Source organism: Gordonia araii NBRC 100433 (genome assembly GCF_000241265.1).
In the GTDB taxonomy this organism is placed as follows: domain Bacteria; phylum Actinomycetota; class Actinomycetes; order Mycobacteriales; family Mycobacteriaceae; genus Gordonia; species Gordonia araii.
In genome coordinates, this window is the sequence record NZ_BAEE01000048.1 from 17,358 (window position 1) to 36,473 (window position 19,116).

The following is a 19,116-nucleotide window of genomic DNA, read 5'->3' on the forward strand; positions in this document are numbered from 1 at the left end:
CGGGATCACCGGACGTCGCACCGGTGACCGCATCGGGCATCCATCCGACCGCGGAGTAGCGTCCCAATGATGAACCACCACTTGGCAAGCCCCCGCCGGGCACGGTCGGCGCAAATCTGGGCACGGTCGGCGGGAAACCGGGCACGGTCGGCGGGAAACCGGGCACGGTCGGCGGGAAACCGGGCACGGTCGGCGGGAAACCGGGCACGGTCGGCGGCGGTGGCGACATCGATCGCCGTCGCCACCACCATCACCACCGTCGCCGTCACGTCGATAGCCGTCGGACCGGCGTCGGCCGATGTCCTCCCGCCGACCGGCGCACCGGATTGGTCGGGCATGGACGTGCGTCACGTCGGCCCGCCGTCGGGGAGTAAGCCGGGCCAGCTGCTGGGTCAGGTGCCGCTGGCGTCACACCTGAGCGTGCCGGCCGCCGGTACCGCCGTGCGCATCCACTACGTAACACCGGATCAGCACCGCAAGACCGCTTCGAGCACCGGAGTCGTCTTCCTACCGCGCGGCAAGGCACCAGCTGGCGGATGGCCGGTGATCGCGTGGGCGCACGGCACGGTCGGGCTCGGCGACTCCTGCACGCCGTCGGCCCAGCCGCGCAGCGCACGCGACGCCCACTACCTGTCCCACTGGCTTCGTCAGGGCTACGCCATCGTCGGCACCGATTACGCCGGGCTGGGCACCCCCGGCCTGATGAGCTACCTCAACGGCAGCACCGAAGCCCACTCCATCGTCGACTCGGTGAAGGCCGCCAGGAAGACCGGATTGCCGCTGGCCAAACGCTGGACGATCGTCGGCCAGTCCCAAGGTGGCGGCGCGGCGCTGGCCGGCGCCCATCAGGCGACGGCACTGTCCCGCGGAACCGGGCTGGACTACCGCGGGGTGGTCGCCACGGGCACTCCGGCCAACATCGAGCACATCGTGTCGCTGGCCGGTCCGTACGCTGTGGCCCCGCTGCCCACGGGGCTGGCGACCTACATGGCCTACATCTTCGCCGGCTTCGGCGAGGCAAGGCCCGACCTGCACGTCGAGCGGATCCTGACGCCGCTCGGACGCCGCATGGTCGCCCAGGCGAAGACCCGGTGCTACCCGGAGATGTCCACGAGCGTCGAGCGCACGATCGGCCACTGGTTCAACGCGCCGCTGCGGTCGATCCCCGGCGTCCTCGGAGCGCTCACCGCCTACATGGGCACGCCGATCGACGGATACGACCGGCCCATCTTCCTGGGCCAGGGTCTGCTCGACATCGATGTGCCTGCACCGTCGTCGCTCTCGCTGTACGCCCAGCTGCGCGCCAACAACCAGCCTGTCGAGCTCCACGTCTACCCCAACCGCGACCACTCCGGGACCGTCTACGCCTCGACGGCCGATTCGACGCCGTTCCTGGCGCGAATCATGCGGTGAGATGCCCACTCGACGCAGGTGAGGTGCCCACTCGGCAGGGTTGAGGTGCCCACTCGGCGCAGGTGAGGTGCCCACTCGGCGGGGGCGAGGTGCCCACTCGGCGCGTCGCCTCGGTCACAACCTGACCGACCACAGACCTCTCTCAGGTCGGCGCGGGTACCCTTCTCAGCGATGTCTACCAGTGAACTCCCCATCGAGACCCGACGCCTCGTCGGCTGGGCGCGCACCACGCCGATCACCGGACACGTGCTGTCCACCCCCGACGTCGAGGTCATCGCCAAGGCTGTCGCGCAGGTCGCCGACGACAACGCCGACAAGCCGTCGTACCTGCGCCGCGGCGTGATCGCCCGCGGCCTGGGCCGCTCGTACAACGAGTCGGCCCAGAACACCGGCGGCCTGACCGTCGACATGACCCGGCTCAACCGGATCCACGACATCGACGCCGACACGGCCGTCGTCGACGTGGACGCCGGCGTCAGCCTGGACGAACTGATGCAGGCCGCGCTGCCGTCCGGACTCTGGGTCCCGGTGCTGCCGGGCACCCGCCAGGTCACCATCGGCGGCGCCATCGCCCACGACATCCACGGCAAGAACCACCACAGCCAGGGCAGCTTCGGCAACCACGTCGTGGAGATGCAGCTGCTGGTCGCCGACGGCCGCATCCTGACGCTCAAGCCCGAGGGCAGCGACGACGACCCGGATGGCTCGCTGTTCTGGGCCACCGTGGCCGGCATCGGCCTCACCGGCATCATCCTGCGCGCCAAGATCGCGATGAAGCGCACCGAGAGCGCCTACTTCATCGCCGACACCGCGACGACCAAGACACTCGACGAGACGATCGCCCTGCACCTCGAGGACGGCTTCGAGGATGGCTACGAATACGCCTCGGGCTGGTTCGACTCGATGTCCAAGCCGCCGAAGCTGGGGCGCGGCTCGTTCAGCCGCGGCAACCTCGCCCGCGTCGACCAGCTACCGCCCAAGCTGCAGAAGGACCCGCTCAAGTTCGACGTCAAGCCGCTCGCGTCGTTGCCGAACATCTTCCCGAACGGCCTCGCCAACAAGCTGGACTTCGGCCTGATGTCGGAGTTCTACTACCGGCTGGGCTCGAACTCCCAGGGCTCGGTGAAATCGCTGCCGGCGTTCTACCACATGCTCGACATCGTCGGGAACTGGAACAACGCCTATGGTCGGACCGGCGGATTCGCGCAGTACCAGTTCATCGTGCCGACCGGCAACGAGGACGAGTTCAAGCGCCTGATCCAGGACATCCAGGCCTCCGGCCACGTCAGCTTCCTCAACGTGATCAAGCTGTTCGGCGACGGCAACAAGGCGCCGCTGAGCTTCCCGTTCAAGGGCTGGAACGTCTGCCTCGACTTCCCGGTCAAGCGCGGGCTCGCCGAGTTCTTGAACGAACTCGACCGCCGCGTCATGGCGATGGGCGGGCGGCTCTACACCGCCAAGGATTCCCGCACGTCGGCGCAGAGCTTCCACGCCATGTATCCGCGGCTCGACGAGTGGCGCGCGACGCGCAGGGCCATCGACCCGACCGGCGTCTTCATGTCCGACATGGGCCGCCGCCTCGAACTCGCCTGACCCCGTTCTCCAGCACTGAAGGAACCACCATGATCAACGCCGTCGGCGCACCCCAATCCATCCTGGTCCTCGGAGGCAGCTCCGAGATCGGCCTGGCCATCACCGCCGAGTACCTCAAGCTCGGCCCGGCGCGCGTCGTGCTCGCCTGCGTACCGGGCGACGAGGCCGCCGCTGCCGCCGTCGAGTCGATGAAGTCCGCCGGTGCCACCGACGTCAGCGTGATCGACTTCGACGCGCTGGACACCGCCAGCCACCCCGGCGTCGTCGATCAGGCCTTCGCCAACGGCGACATCGACGTCGCCATCGTCGCCTTCGGCATCCAGGGCGACGACGAGCAGGCCTGGCAGGACCAGCGCCTGGCCGTGCTGGAGGCGCAGATCAACTACACCGCCGCCGTCTCCGTCGGCGTCCTGCTCGGCGAGAAGATGCGCGCCCAGGGCCACGGCCAGATCATCGCGATGAGTTCGGTCGCCGGTGAGCGCGTGCGCCGGTCCAACTTCGTCTACGGCTCCACCAAGGCCGGGCTCGACGGCTTCTACCTCGGCCTGGGCGAAGCGCTGCGCGAGTACGGCCCGCGGGTGCTGGTCATCCGTCCCGGCCAGGTACGCACCCGTCTGTCGGCGCATGTGAAGGAAGCGCCGCTGACAGTGAACAAGGAGGACGTCGCCGAATTGGCGGTCGCCGCCGCGGGCAAGGGCAAAGAGATCGTATGGGCGCCCGGCCCGTTCCGCTTCATCATGATGGTGCTCCGCCACATCCCGCGGGCGGTGTTCCGCAAGCTGCCGATCTGACCCCTGGCGCCGGGAGTCCGCGAGCGGGCCAAGTGTCCTTGGCACCGGGAGTCCGCGAGCGCACCGTGTGAATCCGATAGATTCGGCAGTCGTGAGCGCATCGACGACCGTCACCGGAACATCTGACGCCCAGCCCCCCGAAACACTGGGCGCTCGGCGCAACGGAATCGGCCTGGATGCCGCGCGCCTGCTGGCCGCCCTCGTCGGCGGTGCGGCCGTCTCCTGGATCGCGCTGTACGCCATCTCGACGGTGGACTGGCCCGCCTACAACTCGTCGAACGTCCTGCGCGCCCTGACGACGGTCGGGCAGGTCGGCGCGATCGCAGTCCTCCTCGTCGCCGTGCTGTTGTACCGCCGACGCCCGGACGGCAACCGCCTCGTCGTGGATGCCCTGTCCGCCATCGGCATGGCCGGGCTCGTCACGGTGACCCTCGGGATGCCGCTGGCGGCGACCAAGCTCTATCTGTTCGGCTTGTCGGTGGACCAGCAGTTCCGCGTCGAGTATCTGACGAGGCTGACGTCGTCGCCGCGCCTGGCGGACATGACCTACGAGGGCCTGCCGCCCTTCTACCCGGCCGGCTGGTTCTGGTTCGGCGGGCGCTTCGCCGACCTGTCGGGAATCCCCGGCTGGGAGGCCTACAAACCGTGGGCGATCATCTCGCTCGCCGCGACCGCCGCGCTGGCCACGGTGCTGTGGAACCGGATGATCGGGGGCGACCGCGGTGTCGCTGTCTCCGTGGCCGTCACGCTGGCGGTCCTCGCCTACGCCTCGCCCGAGCCGTATGCCGCGGTGCTGATCCTGCTCGGCGTCGCGTTGCTGCCGACGATCGTGCACGCGCTGCGCGGACCGAAGGACATCGCCGTCGACGATCTTGATCTCCGGTCGACCCGGTGGATCGCCGTCCTCGCGTCCGGTGTGTTCTTGGGGCTCTGCGCCACCTTCTACACGCTCTACGCCGGAGTCTTCGCGCTCACCGCCGCGCTCGTGGCGCTGTGGCTGGTCGTCAACGGGTGGATCGCGGCAGCCAACAAGTCGGTGCCCACCGCGACGGTCCGGCAGATCCGACGCCGGATGGCGCTGGTGTACGGGGTGCGGCTGGCGGTGATGGCCGTCGCGGCCGCCGCCGTCGCCCTGATCACGTGGGCGCCGTACCTGCTGGCGCGAGTACAGAACCGCCCGGCCAGCGGCGGCACCGCCGAGCACTATCTGCCGGAGTCCGGCGCCCAGCTGCCGCTCCCGATGCTGCAGCTGTCGGCCTTCGCGGTGCTGACCCTCATCGGCTTCATCTGGGTGGCGTGGCGCTTCCGCGAGCGCACGATCGCGCTGGCCTTCGCCGCCGCCGTCGTCGCGATCTACCTGGTCTGCCTCGTATCGATGGCCCGGACGGCCACCGGGTCGACGCTGCTCGCCTTCCGCCTCGAACCAGTGCTCACGGCGGTCCTCGCGGCCGCCGGCGTGCTCGGGGTCGCGCAGCTCGCGTCCTGGCTGGTCGGCCGGCTCGGCGACATACGGTTCCTCATCGGGGCGGTCGCGACCGTCGCCGCGATCGGCACGGCCCAGCACGTCCCCGGCATGCTCGCCGGCGACATCATCCTGGCCTACTCCGACACCGACGGCTCCGGCCAGCGCGCCGACAAACGGCCGGCCGGAGCCCAGGCGTACTACCCGAAGGTGCGCGAGGCCATCGCCGAACAAACCGGGAAGCCCGCGACCGACCTGGTCGTGCTGACCGCCGACTTCGACTTCCTCTCGATCTACCCGTACTGGGGTTTCCAGGGTCTGACGTCGCACTACGCGAATCCCCTTGCGGAGTTCGACAAGCGCGCCGCCGCGATCGAGGAGTGGTCCGCGGCTGAGAACCCCGCCGAGTTGCTCGCCAAACTGGATGCGTCGCCGTGGCGCACGCCAGACGTCTTCCTGTTCCGCTACAGCCCCGACGGGTACACGCTGAAGCTCGCCCGCGACGTCTACCCGAACGACCCGAACGTCAAGCGCTACACCATCACCTTCAAGAAGTCGGCGTTCGACGGCCCGCAGTTCACCGTGACCGAGATCGGCCCGTTCGTCCTCGTCGTCCGGAAGTAACGCCTAGCTTGGGGCCGCTCGACGCTTGTCGATCAGCGCCTCGATACCGTCGAGGATGCGTTCCAGCCCGAAATCGACCATGAACGCATCCTCGTCGTCGACCCCGTCGGACGACCCGGACACGTCGAACAGCCCTTCGCGCACAACCGCACTCAGATGCGGCAGCGGCGCCCGCGCGACGAGTTCGGTCAGTCCAGTCGCGTATTCGACGGCTTCTTCGTCGGTGGTGATGCCGCGCCGCTCGCGCGAGCGCTCAAGGCCCCGGGCCAGCGACACCTCGTTGCGCGCGTAGCCGTTCACAAGCATCAGCACCGACAGCTTCTCCAACGGGATGAGTGGTTCGTCGGCCAGCACGCCGAGGGCCCAATCCATCCACGCCAGCGCTTTCGGCATCATCGGCGGACCCGAGACAGGCACGTCCAGGATCCAGCCGTGGGCCCGCATCTCGTCCATCAGCATGGCGGCCCACTGCTTGAGCCCCGCGCGCCAATCGTCGGCCCCAGCAGCCGGCGGACGGCTGAACACCTCGTCGACCATCAGCTCCAGCAACTCGTCCTTCGAACCGACGTGACGATAGAGGGACATCGTGGAGTAGCCGAGCGCCTTCGCGACGCTCGCCATCGACACCGCGGCCAGACCGCCGTCGTCGGCCAGTCGCGTCGCCGCGGCGACGATCTGGTCGAGACTCAGCTCCGCCGGTCGTCCGCGGCGCGCTTCCGGGCCCAATCCCCACGCGGTCCGCACATACGACGGCAGTTGTTCTTCGGCGGTCATGGTCATCATCCTAGGTTTAGTGTATGGTCTACGCTAGATAGCGTATGAGATACACAAAGGAGTTCTCATGATTGTCGATGTCCGCGAACTACAGAAGTCCTTCGGCGACCACACCGTCCTCGACTCGGTCTCGTTCTCGATCCCTCGAGGCTCGGTGTTCGGGCTGCTTGGCCCCAACGGCGCCGGCAAGACCACCGTCGTCAACATCCTCAGCACCTTGCTGCGCCCCGACGGCGGGCAAGCGCTCGTCGCCGGTCACGACGTGGCCACCGATCCACGTGCGGTGCGGTCGGCGATCAGCGTCACCGGTCAGTTCGCCGCCGTCGACGAACTGCTCACCGGTCGCGAGAACCTGGTGATGATGGCCAGGCTGAACCGGCTGCCGCGGTCTTCGATCCCGACCGTCGCCGGCGAGCTGCTCGACCGGTTCGACCTGGTCGACGCGGCATCACGGCGCGCCGGAACCTACTCGGGCGGAATGCGCCGTCGCCTCGACATCGCCATCAGCCTGCTGGCCCGGCCGCAAGTGCTCTTCCTCGACGAGCCGACGACCGGTCTCGACCCGCGCAGCCGACAAGAGGTGTGGGCCGCGGTCAAAGAACTCGCGGCCGACGGCACGACCGTCCTGCTCACCACGCAGTATCTCGAAGAAGCCGACCAATTGGCCGACCGGATCGCCGTCCTCGACGACGGCCGGGTCGTGGCCGACGGCACCGCGGCCGAGCTGAAGAGCCGCGTCGGCACCGAGGTCGTCGAGGTCGAGTTCGCCGACGGATCCGTCGAACAGATCCCCACCGACGGCAGCGTCGCACAGATGCGCGCCATCCTCGACGACCTCGACGCCGCATCCGGGACGGCACGGCGAATCGGCGTCCGCACACCAACCCTCGACGATGTGTTCCTCACCCTCACCGAACCGAAAGCAGGTGCCCTCGTATGACCGCAATGACCACCACCCCACCGTCGCCGGCGACGACGATCGCCGCCGCGGCAGGCGATGTCGCGACGATGGTCGGGCGCAGCCTGCGGCACACCGTCCGCAACATCGACGCACTGCTCACCGCCGTGTTCCTGCCGGTGATGATGCTGGTGCTGTTCACCGTGGTGTTCGGCGGCGCGATGGACACCGGGCAGGCCTACATCGACTACGTGGTGCCCGGTGTCATCCTGCTCTGCGCCGGCTTCGGCGCCGCGTCGACGGCCATCAGCGTCACCAAGGACATGACCGAGGGCATCGTGGCCCGGTTCCGCACGATGAACATCGTGCCGTCGGCCGTGCTCGCCGGACACGTGACGGCGAGCGTCGCCCGCAACCTCGTCTCGACCGCCCTGGTCCTGGCGACCGCGCTGCTGCTCGGCTTCCGCCCGAGCGCGTCGCCGTCGCAATGGCTGGGCGCGATCGGCCTCGTCGTGCTGTTCATCGTCGCGATGTCGTGGTTCTCCGCGATGGTCGGCCTGGTGGCCAAGACCGTCGACGCCGCCGCGGCGCTGGGCTTCTTCGTCCTGTTCCTGCCGTACGCGTCGAGCGCATTCGTCCCCATCGACACGATGCCGGGATGGCTGCAGCCGATCGCGACCCACCAGCCCATCACGCCGATCATCGAGACCCTGCGCGCCCTGCTGCACGACGTCCCGACCGGCGCCGGATCGCAGGCGTGGACCGCGGTGGCCTGGTGCCTCGGGATCACCGTCGCATCGATCGCCGGCTGTGTCGTGCTCTGGAACCGGTCCCGCGGCCGGTAGACACCATCGCGTCAGTCGTCGTCGGAACCCGGTGCCAGATGATCGGCGAGGAACCGGACGGCGTACTCGTAGCCCCGCACGCCCAGCCCGGCGATCACCCCGACCGCCAGCGGTGAGACGTAGGAGTGGTGGCGGAACGGCTCCCGCTTGTGGATGTTGCTGATGTGGACCTCGACGATCGGCACCTCGGGGAACACGAGCGCGTCCGCCAGGGCGACGGAGGTGTGGGTCCAGGCTCCGGGATTGATGATGATCCCGCCGACCTGGCCGCGCGCCTCGTGCAGCCAGTCGATCATCTCGCCCTCGTGGTTGGTCTGCGCCGCACGCAGCCCGAACCCGAGCTCGGCGGCGATGCGCTCGCAGTCGCGCACCACTTCGGCCAGCGTCTGCTCGCCGTAGACGTCGGGCTGCCGCAGCCCCAGCGTGTTGAGATTGGGACCGTTGAGCAGCAGCAGGGGAAGTGCTCCGTTCTCAGCCATGTCACAACAGTAAGCCGTTGACGCGACTGATGCCGGTAGCGGCGGTCCCAACGACTACCATGGCCCTTTGTGCCTGCCCAGACAATCCGCCGCGCCCGCGCGGCCGCCATCGTCACCGGCCTGCTGGGTTTTCTGTTGGCACTGGCCGCCCCGTTGATGCCGGTCAACCAGACGACGGCCGAACTCTCCTGGCCCCAGCAGGGCACCCTCCGCAGCGTCAACGCACCCCTGATCTCCTATGTCCCCGTCGACATGGAAATCTCCATCCCCTGCTCGGCGGTGAACCGACTCGGCGACGGCGACTCGGTGCTGCTGTCGACGTTGCCGCGCCAGGCCAGCCCGTCGCCGGAGCGAGGCCTGTTCGTCCGCCGCAGCGACGACCGCTCGACGGTCGCGGTCACCGTGCGCAATCTGCCCGTCGCCTCCGCGCCGATCGGCGACGTCACCGGCCCGGACTGCCGAAGCATCAAGGTCGTCGCGACCGCCGACGCCGTCACCGCGACCTTCGTCGGTCTGCGCCATGCCGACGGCTCGGAAGTGCGCGGCACGACGGCCGATCGCAACGACGAGCACCTGGCCACCGATCAGCGCCCGCAACTCACTGGATTCTTCACCGACCTGTCCGGTTCGGCCGCCGACGTGCCCGGCATGACCGCGCACGCGACCATCGACACCCGCTACGACACGCCCGCGACCTGGCTCAAACGCATCGTGCTGATCGTCGGCGTACTCGCCACGATCGCCTCCCTCGTCGCGTTGGCCGTCCTCGACGGTTCCGACGGCCGCAAGCACCGCCGCTTCGTCCCGGCCGGCTGGTGGCGGCTGAAACCGCGCGACTACACCGTGCTGGGCCTACTGGCCGTCTGGCATTTCGTCGGCCCCAACACCTCCGACGACGGCTATCTACTGACGATGTCGCGGGTGGGCCAGGACAGCGTCTACACCGCCAACTACTTCCGGTGGTTCGGCGCGCCCGAAGCACCCTTCGGCTGGTACTACGCCGTCTTCGGCTGGCTCTCCGAGGTGAACCTGTCGAGCCCGTGGCTCCGACTGCCCGCCCTCGCGTGCGGCATCGCCGTCTGGCTCATCCTGAGCCACGAGGTGCTGCCGCGCCTCGGCCGCGCTGCCAGCCGCCCGGTCGTGGGCGCCACCGCGGCTGCCGCCTTCCTCGCGATGTGGTTCCCCTTCGACAACGGATTGCGCCCGGAACCCATCATCTGCCTCGGCGCACTGCTGACCTGGTGCTCGGTGGAACGGGCGATCGCCACCGGACGCCTCCTTCCGGCAGCGGTCGCCTGCACCATCGGCGCGTTCAGCCTGGCCGCCGGACCGACCGGACTCCTGGCCGTCGCCGCGCTGATCGCCGGAGCCAGGCCGATGCTGCTCGCGCTGATCAAGCGCGCCAAGGACATCGACGCCCAGCTCTTCGGCGACGACGCGACCGCACAGCATCGCTGGCGCACGATCGGCACCTACCTCGCGCTGCTGGCGCCGATTCTGGCGGCCGGCACCTTCGTCGTCTTCATCGTCTTCTCCAACCTGACGCTGCGATCGTTCATGGACGCCAGCACCATGAAGACGGCCCTGGGACCGTCGCTGCACTGGTACAACGAGATCGACCGCTACTCGTCGCTCTTCGAGTACTCCGCCAACGGATCGATCTCGCGACGCTTCGCCGTGCTCATCCTGCTGCTCTCGCTCGCGGTCTCGGCCGCCATGCTGCTGCGCAAGGGCCGCATCCCCGGCACGGCCAGCGGCCCGACGCGGCGCATCGTCGGCATCGTCTTCGCGTCGCTGCTGTTCCTGATGTTCACCCCCACCAAGTGGACCCACCACTTCGGGGTCTTCGCCGGACTGGGCGCAGCCCTGGCCGCCATCGCGGCCATCGCCGTCGGACACCAGGCGATGCACTCGCGGCGCAACCGCACGATCTTCGCCTCGCTGACACTGTTCATCGCCGGCCTGGCGTTCACGGCGCCGAACTCGTACTTCTACTCGTCGGCGTGGGGAATGCCGTGGGGCACCGAACAGGTGACGTGGGGCTTCCGCGTCGCGAGCGTGCTGCTGGTCGCATCCCTCGCGCTGCTCGCCCTGGCGCTCTACTTCCACCTGCGCGAACCGTTCACCGGGATCGACCCGCATGCGACGAGTGAGCCGAGCGGGACCGTTCCGGGTGCCGCCGAGGCGGCCGACGGGGTCGGCAGGACGGCGCGTCTGCGCTCGGCCCTGGTGTCCGAACCGCTCGTCTTCGTCGTATCAGCCGTGGTGCTCTTCGAGGTGGCGACGGCTGTCTTCGCCGGTATCAGGCAATCGGGGTCGTATTCCGTTCCGCGCTCCAACATCGAAGCGCTGGCCGGCAGCGAATGCGGCATGGCCGAGAAGATCTGGACCGAGGAGAACCCTTCCGACTTCCAGCTGACTCCCGCCGATCGCACCCTCACACAAAGCCAGGCGCTGGCGGGCCCGCGCCCCCGGCCGGGAGCGGACGCGGGCGTCGCGCCCACCGATGGCTTCACCCCCGACGGGGTGCCGACGTCGATGGTGACCAGCGCCAGCCAAGGCTCGCTGGGCGTCCTCGCCGACACCGCCAACGACGACCCCGGCGCGCTCTCGGCCAACAGCGGCGGCACCTCGGGCGGACGCACGGACACCCCCGGCGTCAACGGCAGCCACGCCCGTCTCCCGTTCTTCCTCGACCCGGCCCGCACCCCGGTGCTGGGCAGCTATTCCAGCTCCGGACAGGCACCCGCCCGACTGCGATCCGGCTGGTACGCCCTGCCCCGCGACTTCCGCGAGCACCCGTTGCTGGCCTTCTCCGTCGCCGGCTGGTTCGAACGGCCCGACCTGGTCTTCGAATACTCGACGACCCCGCTCGGCCCGGACACGCGCGACGATCAGATCGGCGTCGCCGGTTCGATCCCGCTCATCGACCCCGGACCTCGACCGTCGTGGCGCAACGTCCGCCTCGACACCGAGTCGTTGCCCGCGGACGCGACGGCGGTCCGGATCGTCGCCCGCGACGACAATCTCGCCGCCGACCGCTACATCGTGGTCACCCCGCCCCGGCTGCCGCGGATGACCACGCTGCAGCAGGTGGTCGGGAAGGACGATCCGGTTCACGTCGACTGGACGTCGGGACTCGTGTTCCCGTGTCAGCGGCCGTTCGGCCACCACTACGGCGTCGCGGAGATCCCGAAGTGGCGGATCCGGCCCGGTGCCGACCTGGCGGCGGCGGTGTCGACGTGGCAGAGCGCGCCGGGCGGCGGTCCGCTCGGCTGGCTGGAGGTCTCCCAGCGACCCGAAACGGTGGCGACCTACCTCAAGGGCGACATCGGCCGCGATTGGGGCGCACTGGAGGCCTACCGGCCGTTCGACCCGACGAGCACGGCGCCCGCGGATATCACCACCGGAACCCAAACCCGCAGCGGGCTCTGGCGACCTGCGCCGATCCGTCACTGATCGCGGCGGCCGAGCATGGTGGCGATCAACAATTCCTCAGGTGCGTCGCCTACGATGAGACTTCGTGTCTGTGTCTTCCACGCAATCCGCGGCCGCCCGGCCCGAGCCCGAGGGCTCCGGCGCTGACGACTCGAATCGAGTGAAGTCCCTGCGGCTGGTCGCGATCCTCGCCGGCCTCCTCGGAATCGTTGCGTGCGCGCTCACGCCGCTGCTCCCCGTCAAGGCCGTCGACTCGTCGTTCACCTGGCCGCAGGGCCAGCGCCTGACCACCTCGTCGTCGGTCACCGCTCCGCTGATCGCGCAGACCGCGAAGTCGGTCGACATCACGATCCCGTGCGAGGTGCTGCGCATCCTGCCGACCGGCACAGTGCTGACCACGATGCCCGACGGCGCCCCCAACGCCGGTAACCGACAGCTCTCGGTGAAGGTCGGCGAGACGGCCACCGTGATGAGCCGCAACAGCCTGCTGGCCAGCGCGCCGCACAACCAGCTCGGGCGGTGCAGCGAGCTGGTCATCCGCTCCGGTTCCGCCGGTCCCAGCGCTCAGTTCGTCGGACTCGGCCCGATCACCACGGCTGCTCCGGAGGCGCAACCCCAGATCGACGGCATCTTCTCGCCGCTGACCCCGGACACCGTCAACCGCGCCGCGGAACAGGGCCTGTCCGCGCGCATCGCGATCGACAACCGCTACGAGTCGTCGCCGACGCTGCTCAAGCGCCTGACCATGATCATCGGGCTACTCGCTGTGCTCGCCGCGCTCGCCTCCCTCGCACTGCTGGACCGCCGCTCGCCGACCGCTGCCGACGCCTACCGGCAATCCGAGACTGCCGGTGACGTTCCCCCGCGCATCGGCTTCGTCGCGTCGCTGAAGCCGCGCCTCTCCGACCTCGCCGTCACCGCCGTGCTGCTGGTCTGGGCCCTGCTCGGAGCCGGCGGACCCGACGACGGATACATCCTCAACATGGGCCGCGTCGCGGGCGAAGCCGGCTATCTGCCGAACTACTACCGCTTCTACGGCATCGCCGAATCGCCGTTCAGCTGGTACTACGACTTCCTCGCCCACTGGTCGTCGGTCTCGACGGCGATGCTGTGGATGCATCTTCCGAGCCTGATCGCCGGGCTGGTCTCCTGGTACATCCTCAGTCGCGTCCTCCTGCCTCGCCTCGGTGCGGCCGTCTCCCGCGGCTGGCCGGTGTGGACCGCGGCCGCGGTGTTCGTCGGCTTCTGGATGCCGTTCTGCAGCGGCCTGCGCAGCGAGTCGATCATCGTCCTCGGTTCGCTGGTCACCTGGTGGGCCGTCGAGTCGGCCATCACCTCCAAGCGACTGTTCCCGGCCGCACTTGCCGTCATCGCCGCCGCGTTCACCTTTGCCGCCGCACCGCACGGCGTCATCGGCATCGCCATCCTGCTGGTCGGGGCGCGCGCCCTGCTCGCCATCGGTGTGACGCGCAGCCGCGAGATCGGCTGGGCCGCGATCCTCGCCCCGATCGGCGCCGCCGGGCTGGTCGTGCTGCTGGCCGTGTTCGGCGACCAGACGCTGGCCACCGTCGCCGAGGCGATGAAGATCCGCTACCAGGTCGGACCGAACCTCCCCTGGTTCCAGGAATACCTGCGCTACTACTTCCTGACCGTCACCACCCCCGACGCCGCCCTGGCGCGCCGCGTTCCGGTGCTGCTGCTGTTCGCCGCGGCCTTCGTGACCGTCGCCGTACTGCTGCGCCGCGGTGAGATCGAGGGCGTCCGCAGCGGGCCGGCCTGGCGCGCGGTCGGAGCCATCGGCGTCACGATGGTGCTGCTGATCTTCACGCCGACCAAGTGGACGATGCAGTTCGGCGTGTATGCCGGCCTGGCCGCCGCCGTCGCCGCGACCGCCACCCTCGCCGTCGCACAGTCGGCCGCCCGCTCGACTCGAAACCTCACCGTGTTTGTGTCGGGTCTGATGTTCGCGATGGCCGCCGCGACCGCCGGGCGCAACGCATGGCCGTTCCTATACAACGCTGGCATCGCCTGGTTCGACCGCGCGCCCGTGATCGCCGGGATCCCGATGTCGACGGTGTTCCTCATCCTCGCCGTCGCGACCGGTGCCCTCGCCGCCTGGCAGCACCTGCGCCTGGACTACGTCGAGAACAAGGGGCTCGAGCATCACGCCGAGGCCGAGAAGGCGGAGGAAGGCGAGGCCGCGGACGAGCACACCGAGGAGGTCGGCAACCGCGTCCGCCTCCTGCTCGCCGGATCGCCGCTCGCGGTGATCGCCGGTGGCCTGGTGATTCTGGAATTGGCGCTCTTCGCCAAAGCGGCCGTGACCCGCTACCCGGTGGCTACCGCCTTCTCCACCAACGTCGCGACGCTGCGCGGACAACCGTGCGCGCTGGCCGACAAGGTTCTCGTCGAGCCGGACGCCAACGACGGCATGCTCGTTCCGGCGTCGGGTCGCAACGCGTCGCAGGCGCTGGCCGGCACCGGCTCGGTCGGGTTCACCCCCGACGGGATCACAACGAATCTCTCCGCCGAGATGGGTAGCGCGCGGCCAGGTCAGGCGCAGGTCGCCGGCTCCTCGTCGAAGCCGTTCGCCGTGATGGGCACCTGGGAAGCTGGCACGACCGGCGGCTATGGACCGGAGACGGTCAACGGCTCTCGCGCCGCACTCCCCTACGGCCTGGACCCGTCGCGCACGCCGGTGCTCGGCAGCTACGGCTTTGCCGGCGAGGCTCGCCTCACCTCCGACTGGTACCGGCTGCCGCAGCGCAACGCCTCGCCGCTGCTGGTGGTGTCGGCGGCCGGCGCGATCTCGACGATCGACGCCTTCGGGGCCCGCGTGTTCGGCCAGTCGCTGCGTTTCCAGTTCGGCAAGCGCGGCCCGAACGGCGAGTTCCAGGAGATGGGCCCCGGTGCGATCCCGATCGATCCGGGCCCGGTCGTCCCGAACCGTCCGTGGCGCAACCTGCGCATCCCGATGTCGGCGGCGCCTCCCGGTGCCGAAGTGGTTCGCCTCATCGCCCTCGACAACAATCTGGGGACGTCGCAGTTCATCATGCTGACCCCGCCGCGAGCGCCCAAGGTAGTGACCCTGCAAGATCTGGTCGGGTCGACCGACCCGGCTCTCGTCGACTTCATGGTCGCCGCCCACTTCCCGTGCCAGCGCCCGATGGCCCTGCGGCACGGCGTCGTCGAGATTCCGCAGTGGCGGATCCTGCCCGACTACGCGACCGCGTTGACCCAGTCGCGCACCTGGCAGAACAGCGCGGGCGGCGGTTTGCTCGCCGTCAGCGAAGCGACAACCTCTGCCACCGCGGTGCCGAGCTACCTCGACGGGGACTGGCATCGCGGCTGGGGTGCGCTGGAACGCCTCACCCCGAGGGATCCCAAGGCGGGACCCGCGGACGTGACCACCGATCAACGCAGGCAATGGGGCTGGTCGCGGACCGGATCCATCAGGTTGGAGCCCGGCAAGAATGACTGACGCAAAGATGACGACGCGCACCGAGCGCAAGCCCAATATCCTCACCGCCAACGACTACCGCGGGGCCAAGATCCTCGCCGCCGTCGCCGGTCTACTCGGCACGATCCTGGCGATCGCCATGGCGGTCCTGCCGGTCGAGCGCACCACCGCGAAGATCCAGTGGCCGGAGAACAACACGGTCTCGTCGGTTGTCGCGCCCCTGGTGTCGTACGTGGCCACCGACATGACCGTCGCGGTGCCGTGTTCGGCCGCCACCCAGCTTCCCGACGACGGCGGCGTACTGCTCTCCACGCTGCCGAAGGACGGCCTCGCGGCCACCGCCCGCGGCCTGTTCGTCAACGCGACCTCCGACGCGCTGGTCGTCATCGACCGCAACGTCGTGATCCTCAACGCTCCGCGCGACGCAGCGCAGGCGAACCCCGACTGCCGCATCGTGTTCAGCGGCAATGCCGACGGCGTGCATGCGGCCATCGAGGGGCTGGACGAGCAACGCTTCCCGAACGCCCTGCTGAACTACCGCACCGGCGACCACGAGATGCGCCCGCAGATCGTCGGCGTGTACTCCGACCTTTCCGGAACCGCGCCTGCCGGGTTGTCCTTCACCGCCGACATCGACACCCGCTACGTCACCAGCCCGACGCCGATCAAGTTCTGGCTGATGGTCTTCGGCATCATCATGACGCTGCTGTCGCTCATCGCGCTCGGCGTGCTGGACTCGCGCGACGGCCTGCGGCACCGCCGGGTGCTGCCCGCCGGCTGGTGGAAGGTGACCTGGCTCGACGGCCTGGTCACCGCGATCCTGGTGTTCTGGTGGTTCGGCGGCGCCAACACCTCCGACGACGGTTACAACATGACCGTCGGCCGCATCGCGAGCGGCGCCGGCTACGCCGACAACTACTTCCGCTACTTCGGTGTGCCGCAGGACCCGTTCGGCTGGCACTTCCAAGTCATCTCATGGATGACGCAGGTCAGCGTCGCGGCGTGGTGGATGCGGCTGCCGGCGCTGCTGCTGGGCCTGCTCGGCTGGTGGCTGATCAGCCGCGAAGTCATCCCCCGGCTCGGCCGTGCCGTGCGCACCAGCACGCCGGCGATGTGGGCGGGCGCGTTCGTGTTCCTGGCGATCTGGCTGCCCTACAACAACGGCATCCGACCCGAGCCGGCCGAGGCCGTCGGCGCCTTGCTGACCTGGTGCTGTGTCGAGCGCGCGATCGCCACGCGGCGTCTGCTGCCGTACGCGATCGCAGCGGTGACCGCCGCCTTCACCCTGGCCTTGGCCCCCGGTGGCCTGATGGCCGCGGCGGCGCTGCTGGCGGGCCTGCGCCCAGTCGTGAAGACCCTGGTCACCCGACGCAAGCGCGACGGGTGGCTGCCGATGCTGGCGCCCATCCTGGCCGCCGGCACCTCGGTGCTCTACATGATCTTCGCCGACCAGTCGATCCGGCCGCTGATCACCGGCAACCGTGTCGCGGCCGACGTCGGGCCGACGCTGGAGTGGTGGCAGGAGCCGATCCGCTACTACTACCTGATCCTGCAGACCGGTGACGGCACGCTGTCGCGGCGCATCGGCATCCTGCTGATGTTGCTCGCTCTCTTCTACGTGATGTTCCGCCTGCTGCGCGGCAATCACCCGAACGGCGTTGCGCGGGCACCGATCTGGCGGCTGATCGCGGTCATGCTCGGCACGATGTTCTTCATCGCCTTCACCCCGACCAAGTGGACCCACCACTTCGGCGTCTATGCCGGCATCGCCGGCGGCCTCGCGGCTGCGGCCGCCGCGCTGATGGCACCGGCCTTGCTCGCCTCCCGCCGCAACCGGGCCTTCGCCGCGTCGTCGGTGTTCTTCGTGACGGCGATGGCGTTCGCCGGCATCAACATGTGGTGGTTCGTCGGCAACTACGGCGTCCCGTGGCGGGACCGACCGGTCGCTCTCGCCGGGATCAACGTCAGCTGGATGTGGCTGGGTCTGGCCGTCGCCACGGCACTGCTTGGCCTCTACTACCACTTCCGTGACGACTATGTCGACGAGCAGAAGCGCACCGGACCGGTCGTTCCCGGCTTCCCGGTGAAGATCGCGCCGCTGCCCGCGGTCGCCACCCTCATCGTCCTGTTCATGGTCGCCAGCCTGGCCAAGGGGGCCTGGGTGCAACGCGACAGCTGGTCGTGGACCAAGTCGAACGCTCGGGCAATGGCCGGCAACGAATGCGCACTGGCCAACGACGTCTTGGTCTCCGTCGATCCCACGCGCGGCATCCTGCTTCCGGCCGCCGTCGACGGACGGCCAGCACCTTCGGTCGCCGGTGCCCTCGGCGGAGGCCGCACCGGGTTCACCCCCGACGGCCTGCCCGACAACATCATGTCGTCGTCGAAGACCGACGACGGCGGCGAGCTGCCGTCGCAGGAAAACCCGGGCGCTTCGGCGAACGAGTCCGCCGCCGGTGGAACCTGGGGCGGCCGCAGCGAGGTGGCTGGAGTCAACGGCTCGCACCACTTGCTGCCGTTCGGACTCGACCGCTCACGCACTCCCGTGCTGGGTTCCTACGGTGCGCCGGGCGGCAAAGCCGCACTCCAATCCGGCTGGTACCAGTTGCCGTTCAACACGTCCGAGCCGGACAAGGACCGGCCGCTGTTGGTGGTCGCCGCCGCCGGTCAGATCCAGGGCGTCGATCACGACAACATCGCGAAGAAGGGTCAGCGGGTCGTCGTCGAGTTCGGCCGTCGTGGCCCGGGCGGTGCGGTGACGCCGCTGGGCCGCATGTCCCCGCTCGACGCCGGTGAGGCGCCGGCTTGGCGCGACCTGCGCTTCCCGTTGGCCTCCGCCCCGCGCAACGCCGACGTCGTCCGCATCATCGCCGCCGACGAGTCAGATTCGCCGAAGGAGTGGCTGGCCGTCACACCGCCGCGCGTCGATCAGCTGCGCACTCTCAATGATGTTGTCGGACAGACAGATCCGGTATTCATCGACTGGCTGCCCGGTTTCGTGTTCCCGTGCCAGCGGCCGATCGCGGTGCGCAACGGTGTCCTCGAGGTGCCGAAGTGGCGCATCATGCCCGAGGCCGACGCCACCCGCCGCAACAGCCAGACGTGGATGGCAGGCAAAGCCGGCGGGCCGCTCGGCATCACCGAGGCGCTGCTGACTCCGACGTTGCTGCCGACCTATCTGCGCAACAACTGGGGCCGCGACTGGGGCGCGCTGCAGCGGTTCACCGAGATCGATCCGGCACCACCGGCGACGCTGGTGCTCGGGACGGCCCGCCAGTCGGGACTCTGGGACCTCGCGCCGATGCGCTCGACCGGCTACTGATCCGTTTCGGCGATTCT

The 19,116-nt window shown here is 69.3% G+C and carries 11 protein-coding genes; 9 read left to right on the forward strand and 2 right to left on the reverse strand.

Annotated elements, in window-relative coordinates; genetic code table 11:
- The first annotated feature begins 219 nt into the window (after positions 1 to 219).
- From GOARA_RS08295 to GOARA_RS08310, 4 genes are all read left to right on the forward strand, one after another.
- Positions 220 to 1,413 carry an alpha/beta hydrolase family protein gene (locus tag GOARA_RS08295; protein WP_007321894.1) on the forward strand — a complete coding sequence of 398 codons (1,194 nt, stop codon included), beginning with the start codon at positions 220 to 222 and terminating at the stop codon, positions 1,411 to 1,413.
- A 171-nt stretch (positions 1,414 to 1,584) separates the two neighbouring features.
- Complete coding sequence (dprE1, locus tag GOARA_RS08300) at positions 1,585 to 3,006, forward strand: decaprenylphosphoryl-beta-D-ribose oxidase (RefSeq protein WP_007321895.1); 1,422 nt, start codon at positions 1,585 to 1,587, stop codon at positions 3,004 to 3,006.
- Between the two features lie 29 nt (positions 3,007 to 3,035).
- The gene (dprE2, locus tag GOARA_RS08305; RefSeq protein WP_007321896.1) at positions 3,036 to 3,797 is read left to right on the forward strand and encodes a decaprenylphospho-beta-D-erythro-pentofuranosid-2-ulose 2-reductase; all 762 of its coding nucleotides are present in this window, start codon (positions 3,036 to 3,038) and stop codon (positions 3,795 to 3,797) included.
- 91 nt (positions 3,798 to 3,888) lie between these two features.
- The gene (locus tag GOARA_RS08310; RefSeq protein ID WP_007321897.1) at positions 3,889 to 5,883 is read left to right on the forward strand and encodes an arabinofuranosyltransferase; all 1,995 of its coding nucleotides are present in this window, start codon (positions 3,889 to 3,891) and stop codon (positions 5,881 to 5,883) included.
- Positions 5,884 to 5,886: 3 nt separating this feature from the next.
- Here GOARA_RS08310 and GOARA_RS08315 read toward each other — a convergent pair whose 3' ends face one another.
- On the reverse strand, positions 5,887 to 6,657 hold the full coding sequence (locus tag GOARA_RS08315) for a TetR/AcrR family transcriptional regulator (protein WP_007321898.1): 771 nt from the start codon (positions 6,655 to 6,657) through the stop codon (positions 5,887 to 5,889).
- A gap of 67 nt (positions 6,658 to 6,724) precedes the next feature.
- On the opposite strand from GOARA_RS08315, the gene GOARA_RS08320 reads away from it, so the two are divergent.
- The gene (locus tag GOARA_RS08320; protein WP_007321899.1) at positions 6,725 to 7,597 is read left to right on the forward strand and encodes a daunorubicin resistance protein DrrA family ABC transporter ATP-binding protein; all 873 of its coding nucleotides are present in this window, start codon (positions 6,725 to 6,727) and stop codon (positions 7,595 to 7,597) included.
- Between the two features lie 5 nt (positions 7,598 to 7,602).
- Positions 7,603 to 8,400 (forward strand): ABC transporter permease, encoded by a 798-nt coding sequence (locus GOARA_RS08325; protein WP_007321900.1) that lies wholly within the window; start codon positions 7,603 to 7,605, stop codon positions 8,398 to 8,400.
- A gap of 11 nt (positions 8,401 to 8,411) precedes the next feature.
- Here the strand turns inward: GOARA_RS08325 and aroQ are convergent, their stop codons facing one another.
- The gene (gene aroQ, locus GOARA_RS08330; protein WP_007321901.1) at positions 8,412 to 8,879 is read right to left on the reverse strand and encodes a type II 3-dehydroquinate dehydratase; all 468 of its coding nucleotides are present in this window, start codon (positions 8,877 to 8,879) and stop codon (positions 8,412 to 8,414) included.
- Between the two features lie 69 nt (positions 8,880 to 8,948).
- Here aroQ and GOARA_RS08335 point away from each other — a divergent pair, with 69 nt between their 5' ends.
- The 3 genes from GOARA_RS08335 to GOARA_RS08345 all read left to right on the forward strand — a co-directional run bounded on the left by GOARA_RS08335 (position 8,949) and on the right by GOARA_RS08345 (position 19,099).
- Positions 8,949 to 12,338 carry an arabinosyltransferase domain-containing protein gene (locus GOARA_RS08335; protein ID WP_007321902.1) on the forward strand — a complete coding sequence of 1,130 codons (3,390 nt, stop codon included), beginning with the start codon at positions 8,949 to 8,951 and terminating at the stop codon, positions 12,336 to 12,338.
- Between the two features lie 64 nt (positions 12,339 to 12,402).
- Entirely contained in the window at positions 12,403 to 15,798 is a 3,396-nt protein-coding gene (locus GOARA_RS08340; RefSeq protein ID WP_007321903.1) for an arabinosyltransferase domain-containing protein, read from the forward strand.
- Between the two features lie 7 nt (positions 15,799 to 15,805).
- Positions 15,806 to 19,099 carry an arabinosyltransferase domain-containing protein gene (locus GOARA_RS08345; protein ID WP_138947612.1) on the forward strand — a complete coding sequence of 1,098 codons (3,294 nt, stop codon included), beginning with the start codon at positions 15,806 to 15,808 and terminating at the stop codon, positions 19,097 to 19,099.
- The last annotated feature ends 17 nt before the right edge of the window (positions 19,100 to 19,116 follow it).